General features: G+C 59.3%; 24 protein-coding genes. 17 read left to right on the forward strand and 7 right to left on the reverse strand.

Going from position 1 to position 26,988, the window contains the following annotated elements; genetic code table 11:
- From AC1DUB_RS08800 to AC1DUB_RS08810, 3 genes are all read left to right on the forward strand, one after another.
- Window positions 1-685: hypothetical protein (locus AC1DUB_RS08800; protein WP_477729239.1), on the forward strand; the 685-nt coding region annotated here is incomplete at its 5' end.
- A gap of 48 nt (window positions 686-733) precedes the next feature.
- Window positions 734-994, forward strand: coding sequence for a hypothetical protein (locus tag AC1DUB_RS08805; protein WP_477729240.1), 261 nt, complete (start codon window positions 734-736; stop codon window positions 992-994).
- 211 nt (window positions 995-1,205) lie between these two features.
- Window positions 1,206-3,395: a hypothetical protein gene (locus AC1DUB_RS08810; protein ID WP_477729241.1), complete on the forward strand. Its 2,190-nt coding sequence runs from the start codon at window positions 1,206-1,208 to the stop codon at window positions 3,393-3,395.
- Between the two features lie 187 nt (window positions 3,396-3,582).
- On the opposite strand, the gene AC1DUB_RS08815 is transcribed toward AC1DUB_RS08810, so the two are convergent.
- The gene (locus tag AC1DUB_RS08815) at window positions 3,583-3,867 is read right to left on the reverse strand and encodes an IS66 family transposase (RefSeq protein WP_477729365.1); all 285 of its coding nucleotides are present in this window, start codon (window positions 3,865-3,867) and stop codon (window positions 3,583-3,585) included.
- A complete protein-coding gene (locus tag AC1DUB_RS08820) occupies window positions 3,798-4,160 on the reverse strand; it encodes an IS66 family transposase (RefSeq protein ID WP_477729242.1) in 363 nt (120 codons plus the stop codon). The genes AC1DUB_RS08815 and AC1DUB_RS08820 overlap by 70 nt, the downstream gene beginning before the upstream one ends.
- A gap of 308 nt (window positions 4,161-4,468) precedes the next feature.
- On the opposite strand from AC1DUB_RS08820, the gene AC1DUB_RS08825 reads away from it, so the two are divergent.
- The 5 genes from AC1DUB_RS08825 (at window position 4,469) to AC1DUB_RS08845 (ending at window position 8,862) form a co-directional block, all read left to right on the forward strand.
- Complete coding sequence (locus AC1DUB_RS08825; protein ID WP_477729243.1) at window positions 4,469-5,344, forward strand: tyrosine-type recombinase/integrase; 876 nt, start codon at window positions 4,469-4,471, stop codon at window positions 5,342-5,344.
- Between the two features lie 10 nt (window positions 5,345-5,354).
- A complete protein-coding gene (locus AC1DUB_RS08830; RefSeq protein WP_477729244.1) occupies window positions 5,355-6,539 on the forward strand; it encodes an IS91 family transposase in 1,185 nt (394 codons plus the stop codon).
- 417 nt (window positions 6,540-6,956) lie between these two features.
- Entirely contained in the window at window positions 6,957-7,145 is a 189-nt protein-coding gene (locus AC1DUB_RS08835; protein ID WP_477729245.1) for a hypothetical protein, read from the forward strand.
- Window positions 7,146-7,353: 208 nt separating this feature from the next.
- Complete coding sequence (locus AC1DUB_RS08840) at window positions 7,354-8,229, forward strand: hypothetical protein (RefSeq protein WP_011483553.1); 876 nt, start codon at window positions 7,354-7,356, stop codon at window positions 8,227-8,229.
- Window positions 8,230-8,658: 429 nt separating this feature from the next.
- Window positions 8,659-8,862 carry a hypothetical protein gene (locus AC1DUB_RS08845; RefSeq protein ID WP_477729246.1) on the forward strand — a complete coding sequence of 68 codons (204 nt, stop codon included), beginning with the start codon at window positions 8,659-8,661 and terminating at the stop codon, window positions 8,860-8,862.
- 273 nt (window positions 8,863-9,135) lie between these two features.
- Here AC1DUB_RS08845 and AC1DUB_RS08850 read toward each other — a convergent pair whose 3' ends face one another.
- The 3 genes from AC1DUB_RS08850 to thpR form a co-directional block, all read right to left on the reverse strand.
- Window positions 9,136-10,386 (reverse strand): type II toxin-antitoxin system HipA family toxin, encoded by a 1,251-nt coding sequence (locus tag AC1DUB_RS08850; protein WP_477729247.1) that lies wholly within the window; start codon window positions 10,384-10,386, stop codon window positions 9,136-9,138.
- Window positions 10,370-10,825: a helix-turn-helix domain-containing protein gene (locus tag AC1DUB_RS08855; protein ID WP_477729248.1), complete on the reverse strand. Its 456-nt coding sequence runs from the start codon at window positions 10,823-10,825 to the stop codon at window positions 10,370-10,372. Before AC1DUB_RS08855 ends, AC1DUB_RS08850 begins: the two co-directional genes overlap by 17 nt.
- Window positions 10,826-10,908: 83 nt before the next feature.
- Complete coding sequence (thpR, locus tag AC1DUB_RS08860; RefSeq protein WP_477729249.1) at window positions 10,909-11,409, reverse strand: RNA 2',3'-cyclic phosphodiesterase; 501 nt, start codon at window positions 11,407-11,409, stop codon at window positions 10,909-10,911.
- A gap of 285 nt (window positions 11,410-11,694) precedes the next feature.
- Here thpR and AC1DUB_RS08865 point away from each other — a divergent pair, with 285 nt between their 5' ends.
- The 6 genes from AC1DUB_RS08865 (at window position 11,695) to AC1DUB_RS08890 (ending at window position 18,732) form a co-directional block, all read left to right on the forward strand.
- Window positions 11,695-12,000 (forward strand): HigA family addiction module antitoxin, encoded by a 306-nt coding sequence (locus tag AC1DUB_RS08865; protein WP_477729250.1) that lies wholly within the window; start codon window positions 11,695-11,697, stop codon window positions 11,998-12,000.
- Between the two features lie 629 nt (window positions 12,001-12,629).
- Window positions 12,630-15,758, forward strand: coding sequence for an SIR2 family NAD-dependent protein deacylase (locus AC1DUB_RS08870; RefSeq protein ID WP_477729251.1), 3,129 nt, complete (start codon window positions 12,630-12,632; stop codon window positions 15,756-15,758).
- Window positions 15,759-16,200: 442 nt separating this feature from the next.
- Window positions 16,201-16,587 (forward strand): hypothetical protein, encoded by a 387-nt coding sequence (locus AC1DUB_RS08875; RefSeq protein ID WP_477729252.1) that lies wholly within the window; start codon window positions 16,201-16,203, stop codon window positions 16,585-16,587.
- 293 nt (window positions 16,588-16,880) lie between these two features.
- On the forward strand, window positions 16,881-17,522 hold the full coding sequence (locus AC1DUB_RS08880) for a hypothetical protein (protein ID WP_477729253.1): 642 nt from the start codon (window positions 16,881-16,883) through the stop codon (window positions 17,520-17,522).
- Window positions 17,509-17,763 carry a hypothetical protein gene (locus AC1DUB_RS08885; RefSeq protein ID WP_477729254.1) on the forward strand — a complete coding sequence of 85 codons (255 nt, stop codon included), beginning with the start codon at window positions 17,509-17,511 and terminating at the stop codon, window positions 17,761-17,763. The genes AC1DUB_RS08880 and AC1DUB_RS08885 overlap by 14 nt, the downstream gene beginning before the upstream one ends.
- Before the next feature lie 9 nt (window positions 17,764-17,772).
- The gene (locus tag AC1DUB_RS08890) at window positions 17,773-18,732 is read left to right on the forward strand and encodes a restriction endonuclease (RefSeq protein WP_477729255.1); all 960 of its coding nucleotides are present in this window, start codon (window positions 17,773-17,775) and stop codon (window positions 18,730-18,732) included.
- 842 nt (window positions 18,733-19,574) lie between these two features.
- Here AC1DUB_RS08890 and AC1DUB_RS08895 read toward each other — a convergent pair.
- Window positions 19,575-20,411: an NYN domain-containing protein gene (locus tag AC1DUB_RS08895; RefSeq protein ID WP_477729256.1), complete on the reverse strand. Its 837-nt coding sequence runs from the start codon at window positions 20,409-20,411 to the stop codon at window positions 19,575-19,577.
- 50 nt (window positions 20,412-20,461) lie between these two features.
- Window positions 20,462-20,956, reverse strand: a complete 495-nt coding sequence (locus tag AC1DUB_RS08900; protein WP_477729366.1) for a phospholipase D family nuclease — start codon at window positions 20,954-20,956, stop codon at window positions 20,462-20,464.
- Window positions 20,957-21,479: 523 nt separating this feature from the next.
- Between AC1DUB_RS08900 and AC1DUB_RS08905 the strand changes: the two genes are divergently transcribed.
- From AC1DUB_RS08905 to AC1DUB_RS08915, 3 genes are all read left to right on the forward strand, one after another.
- Window positions 21,480-21,794 (forward strand): hypothetical protein, encoded by a 315-nt coding sequence (locus AC1DUB_RS08905; protein ID WP_477729257.1) that lies wholly within the window; start codon window positions 21,480-21,482, stop codon window positions 21,792-21,794.
- 766 nt (window positions 21,795-22,560) lie between these two features.
- The gene (locus AC1DUB_RS08910) at window positions 22,561-23,337 is read left to right on the forward strand and encodes a hypothetical protein (protein WP_477729258.1); all 777 of its coding nucleotides are present in this window, start codon (window positions 22,561-22,563) and stop codon (window positions 23,335-23,337) included.
- A gap of 441 nt (window positions 23,338-23,778) precedes the next feature.
- On the forward strand, window positions 23,779-26,892 hold the full coding sequence (locus AC1DUB_RS08915; protein ID WP_477729259.1) for a type ISP restriction/modification enzyme: 3,114 nt from the start codon (window positions 23,779-23,781) through the stop codon (window positions 26,890-26,892).
- Window positions 26,893-26,988 lie beyond the last annotated feature (96 nt).

Here is a 26,988-nt window from a genome sequence, read left to right on the forward strand (position 1 = left end):
TGTGGACGATGTGGACGAAGGCGACGATGTGGCCGTGCCGGCCATCATCGGGGAGTATCGGACGATCATGAAGCCCATCCCGCTCACAACGCCGTTTCTCGGCTTGTCGGAAGTGGGCGGCATGATAGGTTGCATTGTGGTGCTGATGGAGGAAGACAACACCTCCAACTCCGCCATCGCGCTGGGTCACGAAGCGCTGGACAGAACGGTGCGGGACAAATTGGCGGAGGTGCTGGGCACGCTCAGCATCAGCAAGACCGAGCCGACCGAAGAGGATATTGCCGCCCTTACCAGTCAGATTGGCGACGCCGTGGAAAGCGCCATAGGGCACGGCGTGTCGGTCCTGGACTGGATTGCGGCCTTCGGCAACATGGACGACCAGGTCGGAAGCGCGCTGTTCAAGTTTTCCCACAAGCAGCTCGAAGAATCGGGCGGCGTTGCCATCCCCTTCAGCCGGCGGTGGGACAGCGAAGGGGATTGGGAGCTGTTTGGCCATATCAAGGCCACGCCCATTCGGCGCCCGGAATCAAAATGCTGCGAGGAGTTGAAGCGCAAGATCAAGGAACTGGAGCGGGCCCTGGCGGAGGACAGAAAGCGCCTCGACCGTCTGGAGATGCGACCGAAGGGTTCTGACACGCGTCAAAAGGTCGAGTCCACCAAACTTCGCAAGGCAACGCACGCTTGAGAAATGCATGGCGACTGCACCCACTCATCACCGAAAGGAGCGTTACACATGGCCACTCAACCTATGCGCACTGTCTGCGATTTGATGGCAAGAGCCATCAAGCATATTCAGCAAGAGATCAAGGCCAAGCAAGGCCGGGTTCGGAACCTGAGCGAACGCCTCAAGAAACTGGAAAGCCAACCGAATCCGGACAAGGCTCAAATCGCCGAGATCAGGGGGGATATACAGGAGCTGGAGGGCGAGCTGAAGACTGACCTGTCGCAGCTCAACGCATTCCAGGAGGAACACGCCGCGTCTTGCGGACCGTAGGCCGGCTGCAAATGGGGGCGTAATGGGTTTGTTAGGCAAGCAACTAGCCATGGCACCTTAACGGCAAGCGTCCGGCGAACCCGTCTTGACGGCGGCGGTCACGCAAATACGGGACTTGTGCCGCATAGATGAGTGTTGCATGATCGGTGGCCTGCGCTGACGCGCCGATACGGGGCAGTTCGGGACGGTTGCGAAGAACTGGAGCAATCCAATGAATGGTCGAGCACACAGCGGTTGGCGCTCTCCTGCGGTTCTGGCCATCGCCTCGGTGGCGATCTGCGTGCTGGTCCTGGCGGCCTTGCAGCTCTTGAATCACAGCAAGGTCCGCCAAGCCCTATGTGCCCTGGACGGACTGGCTTGCACCTCTGCGATGATGCCGATGGCATTCGAGGTGCAGGGCAACCCGGGCCAACTGCCAAAGGCGCTCCTGGCCCAACCGCTGCACATGCAAGCCGACACGGCGTTGGTTCGCCGCGCCTGTGACGGACATTGGACGATAGGCTTCGGTGCCCGCCTCCAGCTCGAGCCGGTGACGCTGGGCCAGCAGTTCTCCAGCGGCGCGATCTGCGTGGACGTGTTCCGACAAAGCGTGCATGTCGCCGTCGCAGGTGGCCAACTGCGCTACGGCGATTGCATGGCTGGCCTGGACCCTGTAACCTTGGACTGGGACGACGCGCTGGTCGCGAAGCTCACCGCCCAGGTCGCCGCTGACGCCGTGGCCGGCTGCGCGGCGTTGCTGCCCCAATCGCTGGGCCCTGCGGTGGCACAGCAGTTCACGGCACGGCGTGTGGATCTGAGCCTGCGCTATGCGATTCCCTACACGCAACGCCAGGCTCTGCCCGCATCGGGGGATGCGCATGACACCTCGGCCATGGGGTGGGTGCGTCGCGGGCTGGCCGCCATGGACACCGTGCACGACTTGCGCATCGGTCTGCCCGACGGCAGCGTGTCTGTGCAGCTCGCCAGCACGCCCGGCGCGCCCGCAGCCAAGCATTCGCCCGAACTCACACTCGCGTTTCGAGCGCAGGGCAGCGTGCTGACGCTGCTGCCCGAGAAACTGAAACCGCTGGCCGCCGCGCCGACACCGCTGACGATTCGCTGGCATCTCGACCATGAAGCCGGCGTCGTCCTGGTCAACGACAAGCGTATCGAGCGCCGCGCGCCACCGCCGCGCGCACCGGGTTCCACGGTGTTCGGAGCGACCGAATGCGTCCAGGGCAACGCGGCTGCGTCAGCCTCGATGTACTTCGTCGAAGCCGACGATGACGGCAAGCCATTGAACTCAGCGCAGTTGCAGGCCTTGTTCAGCGCCGTGGAAGAGGCAACGGCCGGCCCGGGTGTGCTCGTCTCGGTGTTCGTCCATGGCTGGCAGCACTCGGCGGCACCGGACGACAGCTATGTGTGTGACTACGGCAAGTTGATGAGCGCCATCGAAACGATGGAGAGCCAGGCCGCACGCGCCTCGGGTCGAGCCGCCCGCAAGGTGCTGGGCGTGTACGTCGGCTGGCCGGGCAAGCTCTACCCCGACGAGATCGCGAACGGCACGACGTTCTGGAACCGGCTGCAGGCGGCTGATCGCCTGGGTGCGGATGGCGCACTGCTGCGCCAGGTGATCGAGGGCCTGGCGCAGGGAGTCGCCAAGGGTGCACCCGACCAACGCGCGGACCGGCGCAGCGCCCTGATCGTCACCGGGCACAGCTTGGGCGGTCGCGCGGTATTCCATGCGGTGCGAGACGGGCTGACCCCACCCGTCGGCACAGTCGCTGGCACCGCAAGGCCCGACCTGGTGCTGCTGGTCAACCCGGCTTTCTCGGCCGAGCTGTACCGCGGCATCTATGAGAAGGAGCGCCAGTGCCAGCCGATCGGCATGCCGCTGCTGAGCTTTTCATCCGAAGCGGACAACGTGACGCGCCAGGTGTACCCGGCCGGGCAGGCCATGACCTTCGACGCCACGGCGCGGCAAGCCGCCCCATTCCCTGAACACGTCTACACAGCGGCCAATTTCGGTGAGTTCGTGACGCACCGGCTGCGCATGGAAGTGTTGCAAGGCAAACCGCCGCGCCCCACCGATGCGCAGACGATCGTGCGGGGCTTCGCACGCGTGCCGGCTGGATCCAACGAGCTGTACGCGGACAACCCGGTCACGGTGTTCCGCCAGCCCGACAGCGGCTTTCCGCGGACACAGGACGCCTGGTACCGCATGCGGCTAGACAGCGTTGCCACGGCGCCCGGTCGGTGCCCGGACAGCGTATCCCGGGTCATCGAGGTCGACGCCCGGATCCTGCCCGACCACGGAACGATCTTCACACCGCCGTTCATGGAATACGTAGTGCGTGCGCTCAACCGGTCGATTCGGGGCGTGGGCTCGGTGTCGGCGGTGCGTCCGGCGGTCGGGCGGTAAGAAGCGTCCTTCGGCCTGACAGCAGCCTCGCAATCGGCACTCATCCATGTAGCCACGCGCTCAGGCGTACGCTTCCGGTTCTGCCGATCGATCAGCAGGTGGGTCTTCGTCAATGCCTCACCGCGTTGGCAACGATGAGCCGCGCCGTCGCGCGGTAAACGGCCAGCCCCACACCGTCTTGACGAAGTCATCCGGCAGCGCCCCAGCGGTGCGGCAGCAGTTCGCCAATCAGGCTGTTTGGATGCGCGAGCAATCGCTCCAGCACGTCCTTGAGGTAGACCCACGAATCGTGCCAACCCAGCTTAGCGGACTGCACCAAACTCATCACCATAGCGGCGCGCTGGCCGGCCAGTTCGCTGCCGCAGAAGAGCCACGCATTTCTGCCCATCGCCCAAGGGCGCATCAGGCGCTCGACGCGGTTGTTGTCGATGCTGACGTTGCCGTCGTGCAGGAAACGGCCCGTGCCGCCCAGCGCTTGAGGCTGTAGTCGAGCGCTGCGGCGATGCCGCCGCCGTCCGCCACGCGGGACCTCTGCAGTCGCATCCATACGTGCAACTCGTCCCACAGCGGCTGGGCGTGCAACCGCCTCAGCGCAAGCCGCTCCAACGCCGTCATCTCACGCGCCTCCTGCTCGATCCGGTACAGCCCTGCAATGCGCTGGATGGCCAGTGTGGCCACGGGGCTTGCGTTGGCCTTGGCCAGCTCGTCGAACGTGCGGCGCGCGTGTGTCAGGCATCCGGCCTCCGTGCGGCCGGGCGCCCGCAAGACCGCGTCGGGCTTTGATCAAGGCCGCGCTCTACTCAGGCGCAAGGTCTTGACGAGACGGCACGCTCGAACCGACCGGCTCCCTTCGCTGCACTACACTGCAGGCGCTCAAGCAGAACACGTTGACCGGCTAGTTTGGACCAAAATTCGACATTGACCCGGTCCCCGCGAGTGGCAACTTCGCAGCGGTGGACTAAACCGCTCGCGCGGTAATCGCTTCGACGACATCGTGGTTATTCGTTCCCCCGCTGGTTCTGCCAAGTTGACGGGTGAGGCAATCCGCCTCGCTCTTCGACTGGAGTTGAACCATGAGCTCATTGACGCCTTCCGTCTCCCCGTTGCGGCAACGCATGATCGACGACATGCGCATGCGGAAGTTCAACGGCAAGACACAGATCCACTACATCCGCGCTGTACGCAGGCTCGCCGCCTTTCTCAAGCGATCGCCGGACACCGCCACCGCCGAGGACCTTCGGGCCTTCCAACTGCACATGGTCGACACCGGCACGTCCCCGCCGACCATCAACTCCACGCTCAGTGGCCTGAAGTTCTTCTTCGATGTGACGCTGGGCCACGCCGAGCTGATGGTCAAGGTGCAGCCAGTGCACCAACCGCGCCCGCTGCCGGTGGTGCTGAGCTGCGGCGAGGTCGCTCGTCTGATCGCCGCCGCACCGAACCCCAAGTACCAGGCGGCGTTGTCCGTGGCCTATGGGGCCGGACTGCGTGCCAGCGAAGTTTGCGCGCTGAAGGTCACCGATATCGACAGTGAGCGCATGACGCTGCGCGTGGAGCAAGGAAAGGGTCGCAAGGACCGCTATGCCTTGCTCTCGCCCGTGCTGCTCGAGCGGCTGCGGGCATGGTGGCGGGTGGGCCACGCGCAAGGAAAGATCCTGCCCAATGGCTGGCTGTTTCCGGGGCTCAACCCCATGGACTCGATGTCCACCCGGCAACTCAATCGCGCGATCCACCTGGCCGCCGACGCCGCCCACATCGACAAGCGCGTATCAATGCACACGCTGCGCCACAGCTTCGCAACGCACCTGCTGGAGCAGAAGGTCGATATCCGGGTGATCCAGGTGCTGCTGGGCCACAAGCGGCTGGAGACCACCGCGCTGTACACCCACATGGCCACCGAGGTGCTGCGCGCGGTGATCAGCCCACTGGAGACGCTGCCGTCGTCGTAAGCCTGCGGTCGTGGGCCACGCAGCTCTGGAAGTCGCCGACATCTTCCGCCTCCATGGACCCGCCTGGCGTCAGGCTCAGCGTGGCCACCTGAGCCTGGCCCAGCTCAAGGTCATGTCGGCCATCGAGCAGTGCCGCAGCGCGGCATTGGGTGGGCATGTCTTGCGCTGCGACGGGTGCGGCACCGACCAGATCGCCTACAACTCCTGCCGCAACCGGCACTGCCCGAAGTGCCAGGCCAGCGCGGCCCAGCGTTGGCTCCAAGCGCGCACCGCCGATCTGCTGCCGGTGGAGTATTACCACGTTGTCTTCACGTTGCCGGCGCCTATCGCCGACATCGCGTACTGCAACAAGGCAGTCGTCTACGGCTTGCTGTTCGACATCGCCGCAGAGACCCTTTTGACCATTGGCGGCGATCCGAAGCACCTTGGCGCTCGCCTGGGCGTAACTCTGGTGCTGCACACCTGGGGTTCGGCGCTGACGCACCACCCGCACGTGCACGGCATCGTCCCAGGTGGCGGCCTGGCGAGCGACGGCGAACACTGGATCGCCTGCCGGCGGGGGTTCTTCCTGCCGGTGCGTGTGCTGTCCCGGTTGTTCCGTCGGCGCTTCCTCGAAGCGCTGCAACAGGCGCATCGCGATGCCCGGCTGCAATTCTTCGGTGAGCACGAGCCGCTGGCCGACGCCGAGGCGTTCGCCCGCTGGCTGGCACCGCTGCGCCAATGCGAGTGGGTGGTCTACGCCAAGCGCCCGTTCGCCGGACCCGAGGCGGTGCTGGCGTACCTGTCGCGCTACACGCACCGTGTGGCCATCTCCAACAGCCGCCTCATCGCGCTTGATGAGCGCGGCGTGACCTTCCGATGGAAGGACTACCGCGCCAAGGGTCGCACCCGCTACAAGGCCATGACGCTTGATGCTGGCGAGTTCATGCGCCGCTTTCTGTTGCACGTGCTACCCGGCGGCTTCCACCGCATCCGCCATTACGGGCTGTTGGCCAACTGCAACCGAACCGCCTGCCTGGCGCTCGCACGTCAATTACTGCAAGTGCCACTACAGGATCCGCAACCCAGCGACGAATCGCAGGACACAGCGCGACCGACCTTCGTCTGCCCGCACTGCGGCCACGCGATGACCATCGTGCTGACCTTCACGCGCGGCGAGACGATCCGCGCGCCACCTCATCGACCCACGCCATGAACGCTCCTCGCTGCCAGCGCATCTCAAGTTCGTCGACGTTTCACGCGTCGGCACGGTCAGCTCGCGTTCGGCGCGTTGCACCCTTACGTCCGTGCCTGAGTACGATCTTGTCGAAGGCGACCTGGCGCACCATTGCCTTCATTCGCCTCGTCGCCGAGAGCCTGCGCGCCAATCGAGCGCACCATCACCGTGCCGCCGCACGCCTGCAATCGCCATAGCGTCAACCGACACCGCCACGTTCGCCGCGGTTTCCTCCCTCGAGGTTTGTTCGACACCTGCCCTCCAGTCACGGGCATCACGTCACGAGTGTGTCACGCGGGCAGGTATCGAACAAACCTAAACGGTAGCGGGTATTGCTCACCGGCCGCTTCACGGAAGCTCCACTGCGATTTTTTGATTGCCGGTCAGGAGTCGTTCGTGGCGGCCAGCAAGCGGCCACAAGCCGACCTTCCCGAAGGTCCGCTATGGAACATTGAAACGAAGTATCAGTACAAGCTCGTTCTCACGACGTCTTCCGGCGAAACGCCGGTTCTCGTGAGTGTGAGGGCTGACGACATTTTGCCGGTCGAAAAGGCGCTCACAGATGCGATCGTCTATCGTGGCTGAGCGCTCCAACTTGTCAATCGACACGGACCCACACCTGCAGGAGGCGGCTTCGCCGCAAGAGGTGGTGGTCCGGTCATTTTTACGTTGACGCAGACCAGTGAGCGGCGCTACTATGAGCACGGCGTGAGAGCCATCATCATATGGTAAGCCGGCCGGCTGAATTGACCAGGATGCAATCCCGCCACACGAAAGACAGGAGGACCACGCCATGATGTCTCGGATGCTTCCTTTCCTCGCGGTTATTGTGCTCGTGTTTTCCGGCTGCGCGTCCCGGATGGCAGCACGCACACAGGGCTGGCAGCTGCCGCTCGGCAACGGCACGGTCTCGAGCTACGCCGAGTTCGACGACCAGGGTAATCCCGCCGCCATCGGCGTCCACTGGTCGGCGGCGGCGCTCGAAGGGCTTCCGAGCGGCTCCGACAACCATCGGTGCTTCAATCGCGACAAGGAAGGCAAGCTCTCCGCGGAGACCAAGTGCCAGCACACTTACGAGCACGTGATCCCACTGCCGGACACCGTCGTCCGTCGCGCCGACTTCCCGTTCAAGTGGGTGCTCTTGAACTGGAATCCGGCCGGCCACATTCCGCCCGGCATCTACGACGTCCCGCACTTCGACGTGCACTTCCAGATGGCGCCCATCGCGAAGATCTTTTCCATCGAGCCTGGTCCGTGTGGGCCCGAGTTCGTGCGCTGCGACCAGTTCCAGATGGGCAAGAAGGCGGTGCCGGCCAACTACATGCATCCTGACTTCAAGGACGTCGACGCGGTGGTCCCGGCGATGGGCAATCACCTGATCGACCTGACCGGCCCCGAGTTTAGCAAGCAGCCGTTCACTCGGAGCTTCATCTACGGTGTCTTCGACGGTCACGTGATCTTCTGGGAGGAGATGGTGACGCGCACGCATCTGCTCCGCAAGCCGAACACCTGCGTGCCCATCAAGGCGCCGCGGGCGGTGGCTCAGCGTGGCTTCTATCCGACGGTCTCGTGCGTGCGTCACGATGCCGCGACGGGCGGTTACACCGTCTCGATGGAGAAGTTTGTCCTCCGGGAGGCGAGCCCGCCGGAGCCGCAAGCGTCGAAATGACTTCGAAGAGGGCCCCTGCGCAATGAGCGACCAAACAGCTGGTCGCCGATTAAAGCCTTTAAGAGGTTGGTTGCCTGCCCAACAGGTCCGTCGACGGACGCGGAGCTTGCCTCGTTTTCGTTGGCACTTTCACCTAACGATCGACCGCTTTGGGGTGTTCAATCAGCGGGCGCGAATGCCCGCTCAGGGTCGTGTGCGGGTGGCGGAGTCTTCGAAATCTCCGCCACATTGCCGGCAGTCAAGCTGCCGATGTCAATGTCAGGTATGGAGCAGGCAGCTTTGATATCTATCCGTCAGCAACCAGTCTTGAGCTGTCTCCCGCAGCATGGTCAAGAGCAGAGTTACTTCCTGAAATGGTTAACGGTTTCCTGCGCGGGTGGTCAGCGCGCCCAGAATCCGCACTGAAGTGGTTTCAGTCATACTTTAGGCATGGAATCCAGCACCGACACCCATCCTGGCCAGACGCCCGAAATCATCTGGGCGGAGGCATTCGCGACGATGTACCTTTCTCTCTCAGGAGGCGATGGGGACATACATAACCTGATTGACTGGGGGTACGAGCTTTGGCCGACGCACGGCGCGCGGGATGCCGCCGAGGTGGCCAAAGAAGAGTTTACGAAGGCCAACCCATAACCGAAACACTCTTCGGTGTGATGTGGATGGAGTCCGGCGGCCATTAAAGAACAGCAAGCCATCGTTAAGCACCTTCAGCGCCAAACAACCCAACTCGACAGCCTGACCCAGGAAACCAAATCCGCCATCAACCTGCTGCAAGAATGCCAGGCCGGAAGGGCTTCTTAGCGTTACGCTTTTAATAGCTTTATTAGTCCGGATTCATTACGGCTACAGGCATTTTTAATGACTAAAACCGATCAAAATTGACCTCTTCGGGTATCAGAGGCTATCTCAGTCCGCTGTAATCCGCTCGCGTTGCCGATCCAGAAAATCGCGGACTCTTTTGATCAACGCCGCATCAGCGCCATGCGCCTTCAGCGTCCCGTGCGTGTGGCCCTGCACGGTCTCGCTGATGTGGCTGATGATGACTTCTGCATTTGCGGCAGACAAACCAAATTGCGGTGCGGTCTGCCGTGCCAATGCCAGGCTTGCCTCTGCCCTGCCCGGCAAGATGGCCAGCAGCTGGTAGCCGATATTGCCGTTTAGCTGCATCACCAGGTCAAACGCCGGGGCCAGCCGGTAATAGCCCTTGCCGACCAGCAGCACGCCATGATTTTTGACGTGATCGTCGCTGTTACCAACGACGAGGTTAAACACCATGCGGCGGTACAGCTCGTGCAGGTCGGCCTCGGGCTCGGCAGAGATGCGCCGCAGCACCTGCGCCAGCCCGACATAGCTGCCGCCCGTGTTGTCTTCATAAGCCACATTCAGCAGCGCCGAGGCTGAGAGGTAGTGAAGTCGCTTTTCTTGGTCAATGGCACCCGCCCTGTCAAAACGCTGGAGCACCAGCGCATGACCGGTGGGCACCTTGTGCAAGAAAAACGCGGGCACAGTGATGCCGCATGCCATGGCCAAGCCGAGCGTGGTGGCTTCCAGCACGGCCACGTCGTGGTCATCACCTCGTGCCGGGAACTTGGCAATGTGGCGCTTGTTTTCATGGATAAACGTGGCTTTGGGCCGCGCCCCGCCCAGGACTCCGCCTTGCAGCAACGGCCGTAGGCCTGCGTCAGACTCCAGCCCCATTTCAAGCTGGCGGGCAGCATTGGCAAGCTCGTCGAGCTTGAAAATTTCGGCGTCGGGTTGCGCGGACTGAAGGGGCAGCGAAGCGCTGAACACCATGGCGCCTACGCGATCTGCGTTGGTCAGCAGCAGGGCTTCAACATCAGAAGGGTTGCGACCATGTTTGGCCTCCAGCACCTTGCGGCCCCAGCTGTCGGGCAAGGCATCGCGAAACGTCAGCGGTATGGCACCGCCGTCACGCAGCCGGCGCTCCGGCAACCTGAAGACCGCGTCCTGCAACGGCAGATGCATCGGGTTGAGAGGCTCGACACCGGCACGGCGCAGGTAATGGCTGCCATAGGCAAACTCGCCCGAAACGACGTTGCCGCGCTGCGCCAGTTTGAGCACGCCGGCAGGCGTGACGTTTTCAGCGACGTCAAAGGCCAGTCCTACATAAAAACTCTGCTCAGAAATCACGGTCACTTTCGCTGATGGCGCCTGGCCGGCTTGCCAACGCACGCTTGCGAACCTTGCGGCCCGCAGTAAGGGACGCGGCGAAATCTGCCGACAGGGCCGCTATGTTGTTGATGGAGTCCAAGTGGCCCAGCAGCCACAAGGCATGCGCCAGCACGCCCATGCTGGTGCCGGGCTTGCCGGACTCCAGGGCGCGGCAAGTGGTTGGCGAGCAAAACAGGCGCTCAGCCATTTCTTGAATGGTCCATTCCTGCTGCTGCCGGTATGCTCGTAACCTTTGGCCGAGCTGAACCAGTGCCTCCGATGCTTCAGGAGGCAAACCGCGCAATGAATTTGAGCCCTTAGACATTAATAAAATAGCTTTTAAACCACATAGATCCAGCAAATCGGGGAGGCTGGTATGGAAAGCGGTTAAAGGCATCGAATAGACGCCCGAAGAATCTGGCACGACACAAGTTGCGCAACATAGTGGCGTGTGTTCTTTCCTCGGCAATCTGACCGATTTGAAGGGCCGTCTTGTCCGAAATGCACCTAGTGCGCCAAATAGGTATGCAGGATGCGATATCGTCCAGCTGATGAAAAGATCGACTCCACGAGGCAAAACGCATTGATGCGCCAGGCTATCACGTTGGACTGTGGCAGGCGCGAATGTTTTGCTCGATGAGCAAGTGTCACATGCGGGCGGTAGCCGCGGCGGTCTGCCGTTAGCCCTAGGCAACCCAACTTCTCTTCAATTGAATCGTGCAATGCAGTCAACTCCGTAGATGTCGAGATTGGACGAAGAACCGCAACCTCCTCCCATAACTGAGGGCGTCCGAGCTCAAGGTCGATTGGTGCAAAGTCCAGCGCCAGGGATTCCCGAATGGTGTTGAGCATGGGAAAATCCACCTCGCCGACAAAACGCAGCGTTAGGTGAAAATCCGTTGCTGTAACAGGCTTGGCTTGGTTGGCCCATTCACACTTCGCCGAGTACTCAGCGAGCTGAGCGCACACTACGGAGTCGGGCCATGCAGCAATAAAGAGTCGAGGCATCGGATCTGTATAGGGCTTAAAGTCAACATGACGTGATGCAGAAGCATAGGCACAAACATGAGTTTAATTGCGTTCTAAGAGTCCTATATTTCGATCTGGACAGGAGGGGTTGATGGGTACAGATAGCAACTGATTACGTGGGCGCTTGCCACTGTGCTCAAAAACGCCCTCCGTATTGAAGAATGCACCCCAGACCACTCTTAGCCCACTGGTAGGCATGGTGTTCACCTTTGAGGGTGATGACGCTGTGCTTGTGGACTACCGAGATTACCACTGAGGTTTGATATGACTCGTATGCACAATCCGCCCCACCCAGGCGAAGTCCTTCGGGAGTATTTGGGAAAGATCACCGTCACTGAGGCCGCAGTCAAGCTTGGCGTAAATCGCGTCAACTTGTCGCGGGTGGTGACGTGTTCGGCAGGCGTTTCCGCCGACATGGCATATCGCTTGAGCGATGCCTTTGGGACCAGTCCTGAGCTGTGGGCGGGCATGCAACTGCAGTACGACTTGTACCAGGCTGGGAAGGTAAAAAGGCCCAAGATCGAACGGCTGTGTATCGAGCGATTGCGTATTGGAAGCGAGATCATGTGAAGGAAACGCTATCGCGCCTCGCTTTGTTCGCCCGGGTGCGCCACTGCGCTGGGCAGCTCATTAACGTTGCGTTCAGACCACGATCAGAGTTTTCCCCAACGATTTGACGCCTCCTGTGTGGAAAATGGACTTGTGACTATCCAAACCATGCGTTTCACGCCCATCGGCACGCTTGTCGTCGCAGTCGTGCTGGCAGCCTTACTCTGGGTAGCGGCACCAGTCGTTATTGGTCGCCCCTTCAGGCTCTGGGAAGGGTTTGTTGTTACTGCCGCGATCTTGGCGCTTTTGGAGTTGCGGCGATGGCGCCGGCTCAGGCGAGAGCGTGAGCAAATCGAAAGCGTACGCGACTCAGCCCTCTGGTAGCGGCCGTCAGCAAGTGACAGCTTGCGGTCACACCTGCCGGTCAAGCGTGAGTCGCCGAATGACTGCAGAAGACTGACTGCCGTCATACAACTGTCCGATCTGCTCGCTCCATACCCGACGTTGACATCGGCAGGTTGGGTGTCGGCAATGTAGCGCCGATTTCGATGATTGCTGCACTCGCACCCGGCCACAAGCCGCCATTCGCGTGGCTGGAGGCAAGCGGTCGCTCACGTGTCGTTGGCTTTCGTGGAGTACCATCGCGCTGTTTGGACCAGCAGCCCATCGTCACCTCTATGGACATACCTCACCATCTTGTCGAGCAAATTCGCGCCGGGAAGGCAATCCTGTTCTTGGGGGCGGGCGCGTCAAGAGGCGCCACCGCTTCGACGCCGCCCAAGGACCCACCGTCTGGGAAGGAACTGGGCCGATTGCTGTCCGTTAAGTTCCTGGGTGAAGATTTAGTGGACAAGTCGCTTTCACTCATCGGTGAATATTGCATCGCCGAGTCCGACCTGCGGACCGTCCAGCACTACATCGCCGATATCTTCAATCGCTACACACCCAGCGCTGCTCAGAAAGCCATCGCCGACTTTCGTTGGGCGGCGCTTGTCACCACGAACTACGACCAGATTGTCGAGAAGGCATACGCGGCGAACAAAGATCGACTTCAATCCCCGGTGCCCATTCTTCGCAGTTCCGATCGGGTCGACTATGAGCTTCGTGCACCCGATGCCGTGTCACTTCTCAAGTTGCACGGCTGCGTTTCAATGGTTGACGAGGTTGCTTACCCGCTCATTCTTACCATCGACCAGTATGTCACCCATGCTGCGGGCCGCGAAAAGCTCTTCAACCGCTTCACTGAGTTTGCGGGCGAATACAGCGTTGTTTATGTCGGCTATCAGATTGAGGACAGCGACATCCGTGCCATCCTCCTGCAGTTGGACAAGCCAGAGATGTCACGTCCAATGCAGTACGTTGTGACGCCGAACCCATCGCCACGGGATCAACGTATTTGGGCGGGGAAGAAGATTACGACGATCGATGGCACGTTTGACCAGTTCATGGCTGAATTGGAGGCCAAGATCCCCAAGGGGCTGCGAGGCATCAAGTCAACGGCGCATAGCCATCCCATCGCCAAAAAGTTCGCCACGCACGCGGTTCCGTCCGCCGACCTACTGACGTTCTTGACGAACGACGCGATGTACGTCTATGGCGGCATGCCACCCGAAACACCTAACGCGCAGGCCTTTTTCAAGGGGGCATCTTACGGATGGGGCTCGATCGCCGCCTCTCATGATGCCAAGCGCACATTGACCGACACGGTGCTGGCTGAGGTCATTCTCCTTGACGAGGCCAACCGCCCGCGACCCACAGACTTCTATCTCATCAAGGGATACGCAGGGTCGGGCAAGACAGTACTTCTCAAGCGCATCGCATACGATGCCGGGATCACCTTTGACAAGGTCGTCTTGTACCTTCGCTCTGATGCTCGCCTGCTCATCGCACCGATCGCCGAACTGTGCAATCTGTTGGGAGAGCGACTTTTCATCTTTGTGGATGGCGTGGCGCGCCGCTCGTCCGAACTGGAGGTCTTCCTTCATGCCGCGCGCAGCAACAAGCTATCACTTACGGTTATTGCTACAGAGCGCAGCAATGAATGGAACGTAGACGGGCAGGAGTTGTCGCTGCTTCTCGATGGAACGCATCAACTGCGGTCGCTCTCCCTCCCAGAGATCGACGCCCTCATCGGCAAGTTGGATGAGTTCAAGTGTTTGGGCGATCTAGCATCAAAAACGACGGAGGAGCGCCGCGACGCTTTCCTGTCCTACGCCGACCGCCAGTTGCTGGTTGCTCTGTATGAGATCACGAGCGGTGCTGAGTTCCCCGACATCGTGTTTGATGAGTACAAAAACATTGCTAACGATCGAGCGCGCCGCATCTACCTATTCGTCTGCGCGCTCAACCGCATGAACGTACCGGTCCGAGCCGGCTTAATCTACCGCCTCACGGGCGTATCCTTCCAGGACTTCAAGCGAGACTTCTTTGCACCGCTGGATTCAATTGTTGTGACAGAGGAGTACAAGCCGGCGCTCGACATGGCTTATCGGGCGAGGCACCCGTGGGTAGCCCAGATAGTCTTTGAGCGGGCGCTTCCAAACGAGCACGACCGCTTCGATCTCTACATGTCGATCCTGAAGGAGATTGACGTGGGCTATACGCCCGATCGCTCTGCATTTAGAGAATCGATCCGTGCCAGGAACCTTAAAGAGCTGTTTTCCGATCCCCTGATGGTCGAGGAAATATTTCGAGCCGCCGACGAGGCCAGCCACGACGACGGCTACCTGTTCCAACAGCATGCCATCTATGAGATGCGCCGTCTCAACGGTAACTTAGGCCGGGCGAACGAGCTGATCTCATACGCGCGCAAGTTGCTGCCGTATGACCGGTCTATCACGCACACGATGTCTGAGCTGGAGATCGCTCGCGCAACTGCCGCGAAGACAGACGTGGAGCGGAAGGTGCATCTTGAGCAAGCGCGTCAACATGCTTCGCGCCTGACGGGCGCCAACGCCGACAGTGGCCATGGGCACGTAACGCTGGTCAAGCTTGCAATGGGACGCCTGCGCGAACTTCTGGAGAAGCCCGCAGTCGATGAGGAGGATGTCGCGGCGGCGGCGAAGCAAGTTGAACAAGCTTTAGGCGATGGTCTGCAGCAATTCCGAAATGACGAGTATCTACTCGCTGCCGAGGCCGATTTCTCGCGCCTCCTGAACGACCAGGAGCGAGCAAAGAAGGCTCTAGTCAGGGCCGTTGCCAAAAACCCCGCAAGTACGTTCGTCGCCAAAGCGCTAAGCAGAGTGCAGGAATCGGAGTGTGACTATGCAGGCGCGCGAAAGACTTTGAATGACGCCCTCCGCGTGCTCCCCGGCGATAAATGGTTAAACGGGGCGCTTGCGCGGCTGATTGAGCGTCACTTTCCGGATGAAGGCAGCGAAGCTGAGGCTTGCTGGCGCCGTTCGTTCACCGATGGTGATACCAACTACACGTCGCAGTTCTGGTTCGCACGCCGTCTCTACGCGAACGGAAAGGTCGACGAAGCAACGGAGAAGTTCGCCCGCCTCAAGCTCGCTCGTGTTCCATTCGAGACAAAGGTCGCAATCGCTGGTCGGATTCGTGAGAACGGGGCGGTCAAAAGATTCGACGGAGTCATCTCAAGCCTTGAAAGTGACTACGCTTGGGTGACGCCCTATGGACAGCAGCGCGCAATCTACCTTCATTGCTCACAGGCTGATCCCAAGACTTGGCAGACCTATCGGCAAGGCGATGCGCTGAAATTTGGCATCGGCTTCAACTACATGGGCCCTGCGGTGACGTTCCGCGGCGTGAGTTCTTAAGCCTGAGCATGTCGCCCGGCCAACCCTGCTCATTCCATCTGTCGAGGCAGAGCGACGTTGGACAGTTGCGCCCCTTGAAGCGTTCCAAGGCACTTGAGAATCGGCCGGCGTGCGGCGTGCGGCGTGCGGCGTTGCTCCGAGCGTCCGCTTCTCGCAAGAGCAACCGACAGCATTGGGTCGTCAAGAGCCGGTTATGAACGACCCGTTGACTGGAAATCAATTGGGTTGCCGGTAAGCCGACACCGACGATCGGCAGCAACGCTGCATAACGGAAGTCGGGTTGAGACTGGCTGCTGCCAGCCATGCTTGGTCGCTGAGAGTCGGCTCGATCCGAGACCGGTCGTTCGCGATCTCCGGCACTGGAAGACCACAGTAATGCTGAACCGGCCGTTCGCCGGCAGCTGTGTGGGAGTCGATCGCATACCGTCCCCGACGAAGGCCCGTGGGATCACTACTCACCGTGGGTTGGCTACCCGGCCACCCAACCTTCATCGTGCCGCGCTCGATGTCGGTCCCGAAGTTGATGACGAAGTCGCGGGCGATCCCGAAGTGCCACGACAATCTGTTTTCGCTGGCGCTGTCGGCTGACAAGTTCGAGCTGCCCTATGGCCGGGTCAAGAGCATCAACGGCGTGGTGCTGCAGTCAGCAGGCACATCAAGCTGCGCGATCAGAAGGCAAACGCGGTGTCCATTCGCGGCTGCCCACGACAACCTGATCCGCTTCGAGAAGGACGATCTGCTCGCAGGCAACGCCGGCCCGCTCCGCATCTGCGGCCCCCGCCTGCAGCGGTTGGCCGATGCGCAGATCGCCTGGAGCAAGAAGATCTGAACGCCGCCTTCACGAGGCATTACATCTTGTTGCATATTAGTCTGTTCTTATCCCCCTCTCGCAACACCCCCTGATCGCCGGAAAGCCAGGACACCCGGAAAGCAAGGATACGTGAGATATCGCGGAGATCCGTAAGTCATTGATATCACTGAGAAACTAAGTTTAAACCACGTAGGTCTTGTCTATGAATTCCAGTTTTTTTGTCTTACTAACATTTCAAGAAGATCACGATATCGACTAATTGAGATTTGAGAAGGCATTTTCCGCGTCCGTTGGTTCCCTACAATGGGCGCATGAGCACCACTTCTACCCTTCCGCCGCCCGAAGCAGCGACACCAGCAGCACCGGCTGCCGCTGTTCCGGTGACCCCGCCCGCGCGCAAGACCCGAGTACGCAAGCGCAAGACGCTGACTGAGTGGGCAACTGACATTCGGAAGCTCCACTGGTCGACGGTCACCGACGAGCAAGTCTGGTCCTCCAAGGACGGGGGCTGGGCGGGCGTCCCCCGCCCCGTGGGAATGATCTGCGAGGTCGTCATCAAGGAAGCGCACAAGAAGATGTTCAAGTCTTCGAGCGCCGCTGGCACGACCTACATGACCGTCTGGCTGCACTCGCAGGCGAGCGGCGTCGCGCGAATCGAATCCGAAGAAGACGCAGCGTTCGAGTCGGGGTACGGCGGCGAGCGTGGCGTGACCACCTTCCGACGCCACCTGCGCACGTTGAAGGAGATGGGCTTCATCGACTTCGTGGAAGAGAGCCGCGGCCGGGTGAAGTGGATCTTGATATTCAACCCTTACCAGGTGGTCAAGAAGCTCCACGAAGACGGCCACCTCGACCGGCAGACCTTCAGGGCCGTTTCCGAACGTGCGCTGGGCATCGGCGTGAGCCATGAAATGGATGACGAGGAAGGGGGGACGACCAATGCTGCCGAGTAACAGTACCGAGTTGATCGAAGAACTCAACGCCACCGAAGAACGCTACGTGCGTAAGAAGCTGGCGCTGAACGGTTATCACGATTGGCAGAAGCCCGTCGCGCAGCATTGGCTCGACGAGCGCGCCGCAATGCGTCAGGAGACTGCAGAGAAAGCTCGAGCCTTTTGGTTTCGTGTGCGGGTCTGCGTGGCGGCGGGCGGCCTGCTCGTGCCGATCGTGTGGCACTTTCTGCCAATCGCCTGAGGAGGATCTATGGACGAACGCTTTCAATATCCGCCGGACCTCTTCAACCTCCTCGTGGACACCATCCCCCTGCTCTGTAAGAGCAAGCCGGACGTGCTGCTGTTCCTCGAAGGAGCGGGGGTGCCGAAATCCGACCTCGCCGACATGACCTTGAAGGTTCGCACCGACAGGCATTCGGTGAACAAGTTCGAGATCGTGCGCGACGTGTTGAAAAAGGTCAACGCGCGCGGGGATGCGGCACTCGCCGTACGCCGCGAGATCATCAAGCGCGTTACCCAGTTCGAAGATTTTTCGATGTGCTGGGACACCGATGTCCATCGCGCGAAGGCGCAGGTTGGTGACATCCGCAAGATGGTCAATGTGAAGGACTCGTTCACCAAGATGCAGCAGGCGCACGATTCGCTGCAAGCGGAGAAGGCGGCCGAGGCGCGAGCCGCTCACGCCGCCAAGGTGGAGCAGAAGCGCAAGATCGCAGACGTTCGCGACCGGCTTAACGCCCTGTTCGGCATGGACACCGAGCCGCAGAAGCGTGGCAAGCTACTCGAAGGCGTTTTGAACGACCTGTTCCGAACCTACGGCATACACGTCAAGGAGGATTTCAAGCGACACGATCCAGGCGGCACGTTGGTCGTCGAGCAGATCGACGGCATCATCGAGTTCGAGGGCCACATCTACTTGGTTGAGATGAAGTGGCTGAAGGATCCCGTCGGGGTGAACGAGCTGTCATCGCACTTCGTCCGCCTGTTCGCCCGGCCCGACGTCCGAGGTTTGTTCATTTCGAGCTCCGACTTCGCGGATACTTCCATCGCCGAATGCATCACGCACTCGGCGAACAAAACGATGGTGTTGTCATCCTTGAGAGAGTTCGTGATGCTGCTCATGAGCGAGCGCGACTTGGTCCAAATGCTGCGTGCCAAGGCTCGTGCAGCCGTGCTCGCCAAAAAGCCATTTATCGAAATTTTGTCTTGACTTCCAGGAGCAACGGACGGCGTTCACAGCTGGAAAGACGCGGTCGTCAATGTCGGCTTCGTCACCAGCAATTCGCGGAGGCCACTAACAGCTGGGGGTCGGGTGCGTGATTAGGACGTCGAGAGAGGCTGACATTGAATGGGCCTGCGATGCCGTCGAGACCGCTTGCGATCGGCTACGTCAGCAGTGCCTTGGAACCCGTCATTGAGTCTACGCTTCTGCCTGACCATGAACGTCAGCAATGTGGCCAAGAGCGTGAGTTCGGGGTGCTGGCGCGAACAGCCGAAACCGCTGCGAACTTGTCATTCACTTCTTTCCGGTGACTGAAGGTAACGGGCCCAAAGCGGACGTTCGACAGAACCTAGCTTTTAGTGACTATCTGCTTTGATGTAGTGTCTACGCAGACAGTATGCCGCTACCACTAGCATGCAAGCCGTACACAGCCACATTAGCCCGCTCAGCACCCCACCGCCCGCCAACATCGCTGTATTAGTCAACTCGCATAGGGCCTTTTTAGTCCCGTTGCATGGACGAGCGAGGTAAACGCTCTTCCCCGTCAGATAGTTAACCCCCGCAAATGCGCCTAATGCTGCAAATGCGAGCGAGCATGACGGAACCACCCATGCTCGCCATCGATTGCTTTCGATAAAGGCGGTGACTGCCAAGGCAAGAAGAACTGCGCCCGAAAAAAAGCCTTGCCAACCAAGGAACGCCATACAGATCAACGCGCCTAAAGTCAAAAGTACTGCGCTAAGGATCTTGGAGGTCATCAGCATTCGGAATATTCTTTTTACACAATCAACGTCCGCTTCTCGGCCGAAAACGGTCATTGAAATACTCGCTCAGCTGGTGCTCACCGCAATCGCCTGAGCACTGTCGCTGGCGTGCACATCAACAGGTTCAGTTTTCGGGGCCAGGCTCACTGACCAGTGACCACCCACTTCCTGTTGCGAGATCAGCAAGTCGTACGTCTTAACCATGTCGAGCAAGCCTGAATGGCCATAGAATTTCGGAGAGAAGGCTGGATCGGTGCGTTTGAGGTACTGTCCCAAAGGGCCAAGACCGACTTTGCCTTCGGAGGTATCACTGGCGAGCAAAGTCACGGCATCGATGACGAATCGAGGGCGACGCTTAGCCACGGGCTTGGATAATTCCGGTTTCGCCGGCTCTGTCTTCGTAGCTCCGCCCTTTGTGGATGTCTTTCCTAAGGTGTCGACAGTGGGTTCTGCTTGCACTTCTGGTCGAACCCACTCGAAAAACTGGTCGCTGGCGTTGCGAAGCGCGTCAGGCGTTTTTTCCTCACCGACGATGCAAACCGTTGCCCCGCGCTCGCGTAGTTTCCGGCACAGATAAGCAAAGTCGGAATCACTGGTGACCAAACAGAAGGTATCGGCTCGGCCATCGAACATAGCCTCCATCGCGTCCAGGGCCAGAGCAATGTCGGCAGTGTTCTTGCCGGATGCGTATTGATATTGCAAACACGGGGTGAAGGCCAGGCGTACTAGCGCCTCTTGCCACTTGTTGGCCAGGGTGCTGTGATTGCCATAGCCACGACGCAGCACAACACGCCCAAACTGTGCGACCACGCGCAGGGCGTATTCCAGAATTTCTGGAGTTACGTTGTCGCAGTCCACAAGAACCGCTACACGCGTCTCGCTATCTGTAGCGGCACTATTCATTTGACAGCCTCCGGATTTTGGTCTCCATCATATTCGGTAGCATGGCCAGGCTAGTAAGCCTTTTCGACCTCAACACCCTGTCTCCATCTACTTTCCCAGTGGGACAGATAACGGCTGGCCACCTCTGCGTTGTTCCAAACCACCAGCACATTCTCCGAATTTGATCTTGCGGCCGCCTGGCTGAAATTGAAAGAGCCTGTCTCCGTATGCCGACCATCGACGACGATGTACTTGTCGTGATGGATCGCATAGGCTGAGATCACCCGCATGGGAATGCCAGCGCCCGCGATCAAGTTAATCGCGGCGAGACTCGCTTGGCCACGGTTCCCCTTGTCGTCCACGAGAACCCTGACATCAACACCTCGGCGCTTGGCCTCCATCAAGCTCCGAACGACCGCAGGGGACGTAAACGAATAGCCAGCCAGGCGAAGGCTTTGTTTGGCGCTGGCGATAACTTTGACCACAAGCGCTTCAGAACCGCCTTCCGGCGAAAAAGCTACCTCGATCAGAGGCGCAACTGCCGGCTGCTGCATCGCACAGCCCATGGGCAGGGCAAGAGCTATCAGTAGGGCAAGACGGCTGAACATATGGCTGGACTATAAGTGTTGCGGCTACACCCTTTCGTTGGGAGCAGCCGACGACCGCGTTATGGGTGGACGGAGTTGACATGTCTGAGGAGGAAAGCTGAGTAAGCAGCAGTCAGATTGATTACTGGAATTGCCGGACTATCGCTAATGGCGTTTGACGGGAGCCAGCCCAAATTTTTATATGGTGCTATGGCCGGCATCCATGGTGCGCAAGCCGGCAGGGCGTAGCAAAATGGCCTTATGTGCGCAAATTGCGTTTCAGTGACACGAGCAGACAGGTTACTTGCCTTCTTCGGTGTGGAAGCTGTGCCCACCAGTATCGTCATCATTTCATTGTGCAGGTGTGTCCTTTCCCCCAGCGCCGCCAGCCCTAAAGCCAACGGCCAATGTTGTGTCGACCGGCGTGGACGGATTTTGTTGACGCGCCGGGTGGTTTGGGTCGATACTGTGTATTTGTACAGTATCGACTTGGAGCCACATCATGGACAAACCCTACTCTGTCTCTCTGCAAGGTGTGGAGGGGCTACCGGCCGCCGAGCGGATCGCGGCCGAGGTTCGATTCATCAAAGACTTAGAGCGGACTTTCGGCAGCGCCGAGGCCGTTGTAGCGGTCTACCGCGCCTGGAGTGAAGCCAGCGAATGCGAGGCGAGTGAGCTCAGCGCGGAAACCTCGTCGCTGGCAGCGAAATGGCCCAAAGCCTTCGAAACCGCCCAGCGCGCCGGCCTGAAAAACATTGGCGAAGGCGATGCGCATTTTGAGTTGCAGCTGGAGCGCCAGCACGCCGAATCCCACTGACCCCTGCACCTTGATTGATATATGACCCTCGTGCTTCCCTGCGTGGGGTGCACGCCACCGCCAATCCCATAGCGTTGACTTGTTGGACTTGGCGACTGTCGCCGTAAATATTGCCGATGTTGAATGCCAAGTCGCTGGGCTAGACTTTGCCTATGGCTAAACTTTCGACGACTAATCCATTTCGCAAATGGTCAATCCTGTGCGGCCTTTGTCTGGTTGCAGCTGCCGCAGTTTGGTACGGGCGTCCCGTATATGACATAGCGCGTATGGAGTGGTGTTTTCACAAGGGCGGCGAGTGGGAGTATGAGACTGGGTGCATTCTTGAGCCTGAGCCTGAGCCTGCGCCTCGTGAGCCTTAGGCTGCTTGGCAGATTCCCCTATACCGCAAAACCGCTCCATCCAGCATCGATTCGGGCGTTCCCCAATAAATGAACGTAGCCGACGACTGCCGTCGGCCAGGAGCGGTCGCTCGCGCCGAGACCGCGAACGTCAGCGCAAGATTGGTTGCGGCCCTTCGATCTGTCCAGTCTAAGGACTGCTTCACATTGGGTCGCGGACGAAGCTTCGCTAGGTCTGCTCCAAGCTGATCTCGGCTGCTCGACTTTCGTGGGCGACCGCTTGGAGTCCGCTCACGCACCTCGGGTAAGAACATGTTCGCTTTGCGTACGGCTATATCCTCTTAGAGCGTTGAGCCTCCTCATGTACCGGGGCAACTCACACTTCTGGGCGTTTACTATCTGAGGGGGCTCACCGGTCAAGGAACACTATGAAGCTTGCAGGTCAATTGATTCGAGAATTTTGGTTTCCTGCGGTCGTCGCCGCTATTTGGGCCGCGGTTGGCCTCGTCTGGACGGGAAGCTCACCGATGGTCGCAGCCGTAAAGGACGCTGCCGCCTCGTTCTTCCTTGTCAGCTGGGCAACCGGCCAATACTTCAGGGTTAAAAAGCAGTCTCAAGTCGAAAGCCATCTAACCGGAATAGTCACCAGACTCACCGATGTGCTTGAAAGAATCGAATCCGCAAGCGATAAGACAGTGGCTGCGATGACGGGCGGTATGAGCTACTGCATCGCTGAACTACACAACATGGGCGTTGGCAGCCCTCAAGGCTTGCTCTCGTTTGCGCATCGAGGTCACTACCCGCTGTACGACGTCCAGGTAAGGCTCGTAGACCTCGACGAACTCCAAAGGCTCGTGGCGGAAGATGCGGTGATTGGGCTGACCTCTGCATGCCAGGTATTTAATCTCGGCACCGTGGTCGGCGGGCTGGACCATATGCAGTGGGTAAATCTGCGACTGGGCGACTCCTCACCGCGAAGCTATAACATCCACTTCAGTGCTCGAAACGCTTCATGGTCGCAGCAACTCCGTGTCGTGAAGCTTGCAGATCGTTGGGTGACCGCGAGCAGGGTATATCCGCCAGGGCAGAAGCCTGTCGACTCGTCTTACGACGATTTTCCTCGCCACCCCGATGGTACGTTGGCCTGGGACCTGGATAGGCCCTCCGAATGTCACGACATGGAAGGCTTCAATTTTGCTCGGTGAGCAACCTTTTGCTAGTTGAGAGCTTGCGAAAAGTGGTCTTGCTCAATAGGTCTAGCCGGCGCTGCTCGCAGAACATAGGGAGCAGGAATGGCCGCGCCATCTCGTTCTGCGTGTGGCGCTGCGCTCAGCCATCCGACGGCAAGCTGTCGGTCCGGGGCGCGTCGTTGAAGTTGGCTTTCGCTGCAAGCCGGTCACTGACGCTTGGAGGCCGACCGACTGCAACGGGCCCAAACCAGCCGATCAATGAGTCCTACTTGAGCGCCTGCAATGCAGAGCGTTTACTGACATTCGCCAGTGCCCGCTTTCTGAATGTCTAGTTCGACAATTTATTGGCCAAAAAAAGCGCCGCAAACCCTGCACAAGGGACTGCACTCACGAAGGTCATAATCTTGGTGGGAGAAATGGAAGCATGAACAACACATTGATATTCCGCGCAGCCGTATGAGCCAAATCCTCATCAACGTTTATCTCAAGCAGCTCGACATCATCAAGAAAGTCAGCGGAAGCCAACGTGAAACTATTGTCCGCGAGGCGTTCAAGGACCTGCTCAAAGCCTGGGGGCGCCAGCATGACCTGATCTTCCTAGCCGAATACCCGCTAAAGACCGCCACCAAGACCAATATCACGGTGGACGGAGCACTCTTGCACGAGCTCCGCATGCCGCTGGGCTACTGGGAAGCCAAAGACGCCGACGACGACCTAAACGAGGAAGTCAACAAGAAGTTCAAAAAAGGCTACCCGCAAGACAACATCATCTTCAGTGACGACGCCACTGCCGTCCTCTGGCAAAACCGTGCCGAGGTCTTGCGGTGTGTCATGACCGACACGCAGGCGCTGTCCCAATTGCTCAAACTGTTCTTCAGTTTCGAGCGGCCCGAGATCGCGGGCTTTCGCGCCGCCGTCGAGCAGTTCAAGGCGGACCTACCCGCAGTGTTGCGGGCCTTGCGTGAGATGATCGATAAGGAGCACCTAAAGAACGCCGGCTTTCGCGCCGCCGAAGTCAAGTTTCTGGCCCACGCTCAAGAAGCCATCAACCCCGAGCTGGGCGATGCCGATGTGCGCGAGATGCTGATCCAGCACATCCTGACCGAAGAAATCTTCGCCAAGGTCTTTGACGACTCCGACTTTCACCAGCACAACAACGTGGCGCGGGAGCTGTATGCGCTGGAGGGTGCCTTCTTCACCGGCGCACTCAAAAAGCAGACCCTCAAAAGGCTAGAAACTTACTACGCCGCCATCCGCGCCGCCGCCGCGCAGATCAGCAGCCATGGCGAGAAGCAGACTTTTTTGAAGATCATTTACGAGAACTTCTATAAGGTCTACAACAGCAAGGCCGCGGACCGGCTGGGCGTGGTCTATACGCCCAATGAGATCGTGCGCTTCATGATCGACGGGGCCGACTGGCTGTGCGAAAAGCACTTCGGCAAAAACCTGATCGACAAGGATGTGGACATCCTCGATCCTGCCACTGGCACGGGCACCTTCATTTGCGAACTGCTGGAGCATTTCCGCGGCCAGCCCAAGAAGCTGGAGCACAAGTACAAGCATGAGCTGCACGCCAACGAAGTGGCCATCTTGCCCTACTACGTGGCCAACCTGAACATTGAATCCACCTACGCGGCCATCACTGGCAAGTACGAAGAGTTTCCTAGCCTATGCTTTGTTGATACGCTGGACAACGTGGGCCTGCACACCGCAGCCAAGGGCACCACTGCGGAACTGTTTGGTAGCGTCAGCGAAGAAAACGTGGCCCGCATCAAGCGCCAGAACGGCAAGCGCATCAGCGTCGTCATTGGCAACCCGCCATACAACGCCAACCAGGCGAATGAGAACGACAACAACAAGAACCGCGATTACCCGCAGATTGATGCCCGCATCAAGCAGACTTACATTGCTGAGAGCACCGCGCAGAAGACCAAGCTTTACGACATGTACGCCCGATTCTTCCGATGGGCTAGTGACCGGTTGAACGAGAACGGCGTGTTGGCGTTTGTGACCAACCGCAGCTTCATCGAGAGCCGCACGTTTGATGGCTTTCGCAAAACCGTGGCGCAGGAGTTTGCCGATATCTACGTGGTGGATCTGGGCGGCGACGTGCGTGCCAACCCGAAATTGAGCGGCACCAAGCACAACGTATTTGGCATCCAGACCGGAGTGGCCATCAGCTTCATGGTCAAAAAGGTAAGCGGCACCAAGGATAAAAGAGTAGCCCGCGTGCACTATATGCGCAGGCCGGAGATGGAAACGGCGGATGAGAAGCTGGGCTTTCTTGCCAACCACGCCATGAACGGCATGGCTTTTGACGAAGTGCAACCGGACAAGGCGCACAACTGGGTGAACTTGACGAGCAACGACTTTGACACGCTACTGCCACTGGCGAGCAAAGGCACAAAGGCGGCGAAGACGGCGGGTAAGGAGCGGGCGATATTCAAGCTACATTCTCTTGGGGTAGTTACTTCGCGCGACGATTGGGTCTACGACAAATCTCGCGACGTCTTATTGTCGAAAGTGACGCACTTTATCGATAGGTATGAGGAAGAGCGCGTTCGATGGGGCGCAGCGAAAGACCGTTCAGGAACTGGCGAGTTTGTTTCGCGGGAAATAAAGTGGACTTCAGAGCTCGAAGCACACCTTGCACGAGGCACTGAACTTACGGCGAATCCTAGCCGGATCAGGGAGGCGATGTACCGCCCCTACTGTCGCTTGTGGACCTATTACACAGATGTCATTACCCATAGGCTCTATCAGCAAGATTCTGTATTTCCTGTTTCGGGCGCTTGGGATAACAAAGCTATCGTTTACACACAGCCTGGCTCACAAAAGCCATTTATGGCTTGTAGTGTTTCAAGTCTGCCAGATCTTCATTTTGTGGGTGCGGCGGCAGGGTCTGAGTGTCTACCGCTATGGCGTTACGAAGACGGTCAACGAGTACACAACATCACCGATTGGGCACTCAAACAATTCGCCGCCCACTACGCCGACGAAATCGGCAAGGGCAAGGGTGTCCGCAAGATCACCAAGGAAGCCATCTTCCACTACTGCTACGCCGTGCTGCACGACCCGGTGTACCGCGAGAAGTACGCGCAAAACCTGAAACGCGAATTTCCCCGCATCCCGTTCTACAAAGACTTCTGGCAATGGGCCGCGTGGGGCGAGGCGCTGATGGGCTTGCACATCGGCTATGAAGGCGTTGCGCCCTTTGCGCTGACACGCACCGATGTGCCCGACGCCAAAGCCCGCGCTGCGGGCCTGAACCCGAAGGCCCTGTTGCGCGCCGACCCGCCGGGCGGCAGTATCGCCCTGGACAGCGAGACCACGCTGAGTGGCATTCCTGGCGAGGCCTGGACATACAAACTGGGCAACCGCAGCGCCATCGAATGGGTGCTGGACCAATACAAGGAAAAGAAGCCCAAGGACCCCACCATCCGCGACAAGTTCGACACCTATCGGTTTGCCGACTACAAGCAAAAGGTGATTGATCTGCTTATGGTCCTAACTACTGTGAGCGTGAAAACGATGAAAATCGTGCAAGCGATGAAAGTGGCTGCGCGTTAAAGTTGTGTGGTCAATTCACTTACTGGCCTGAATATGCTGTGCTCAACGACAGCTATACGGAAGATTAATCTGAGACATGTACTTCCGCTACCAGTC

The sequence above is a fragment of the Polaromonas sp. P4_F9 genome, from assembly GCF_056401235.1.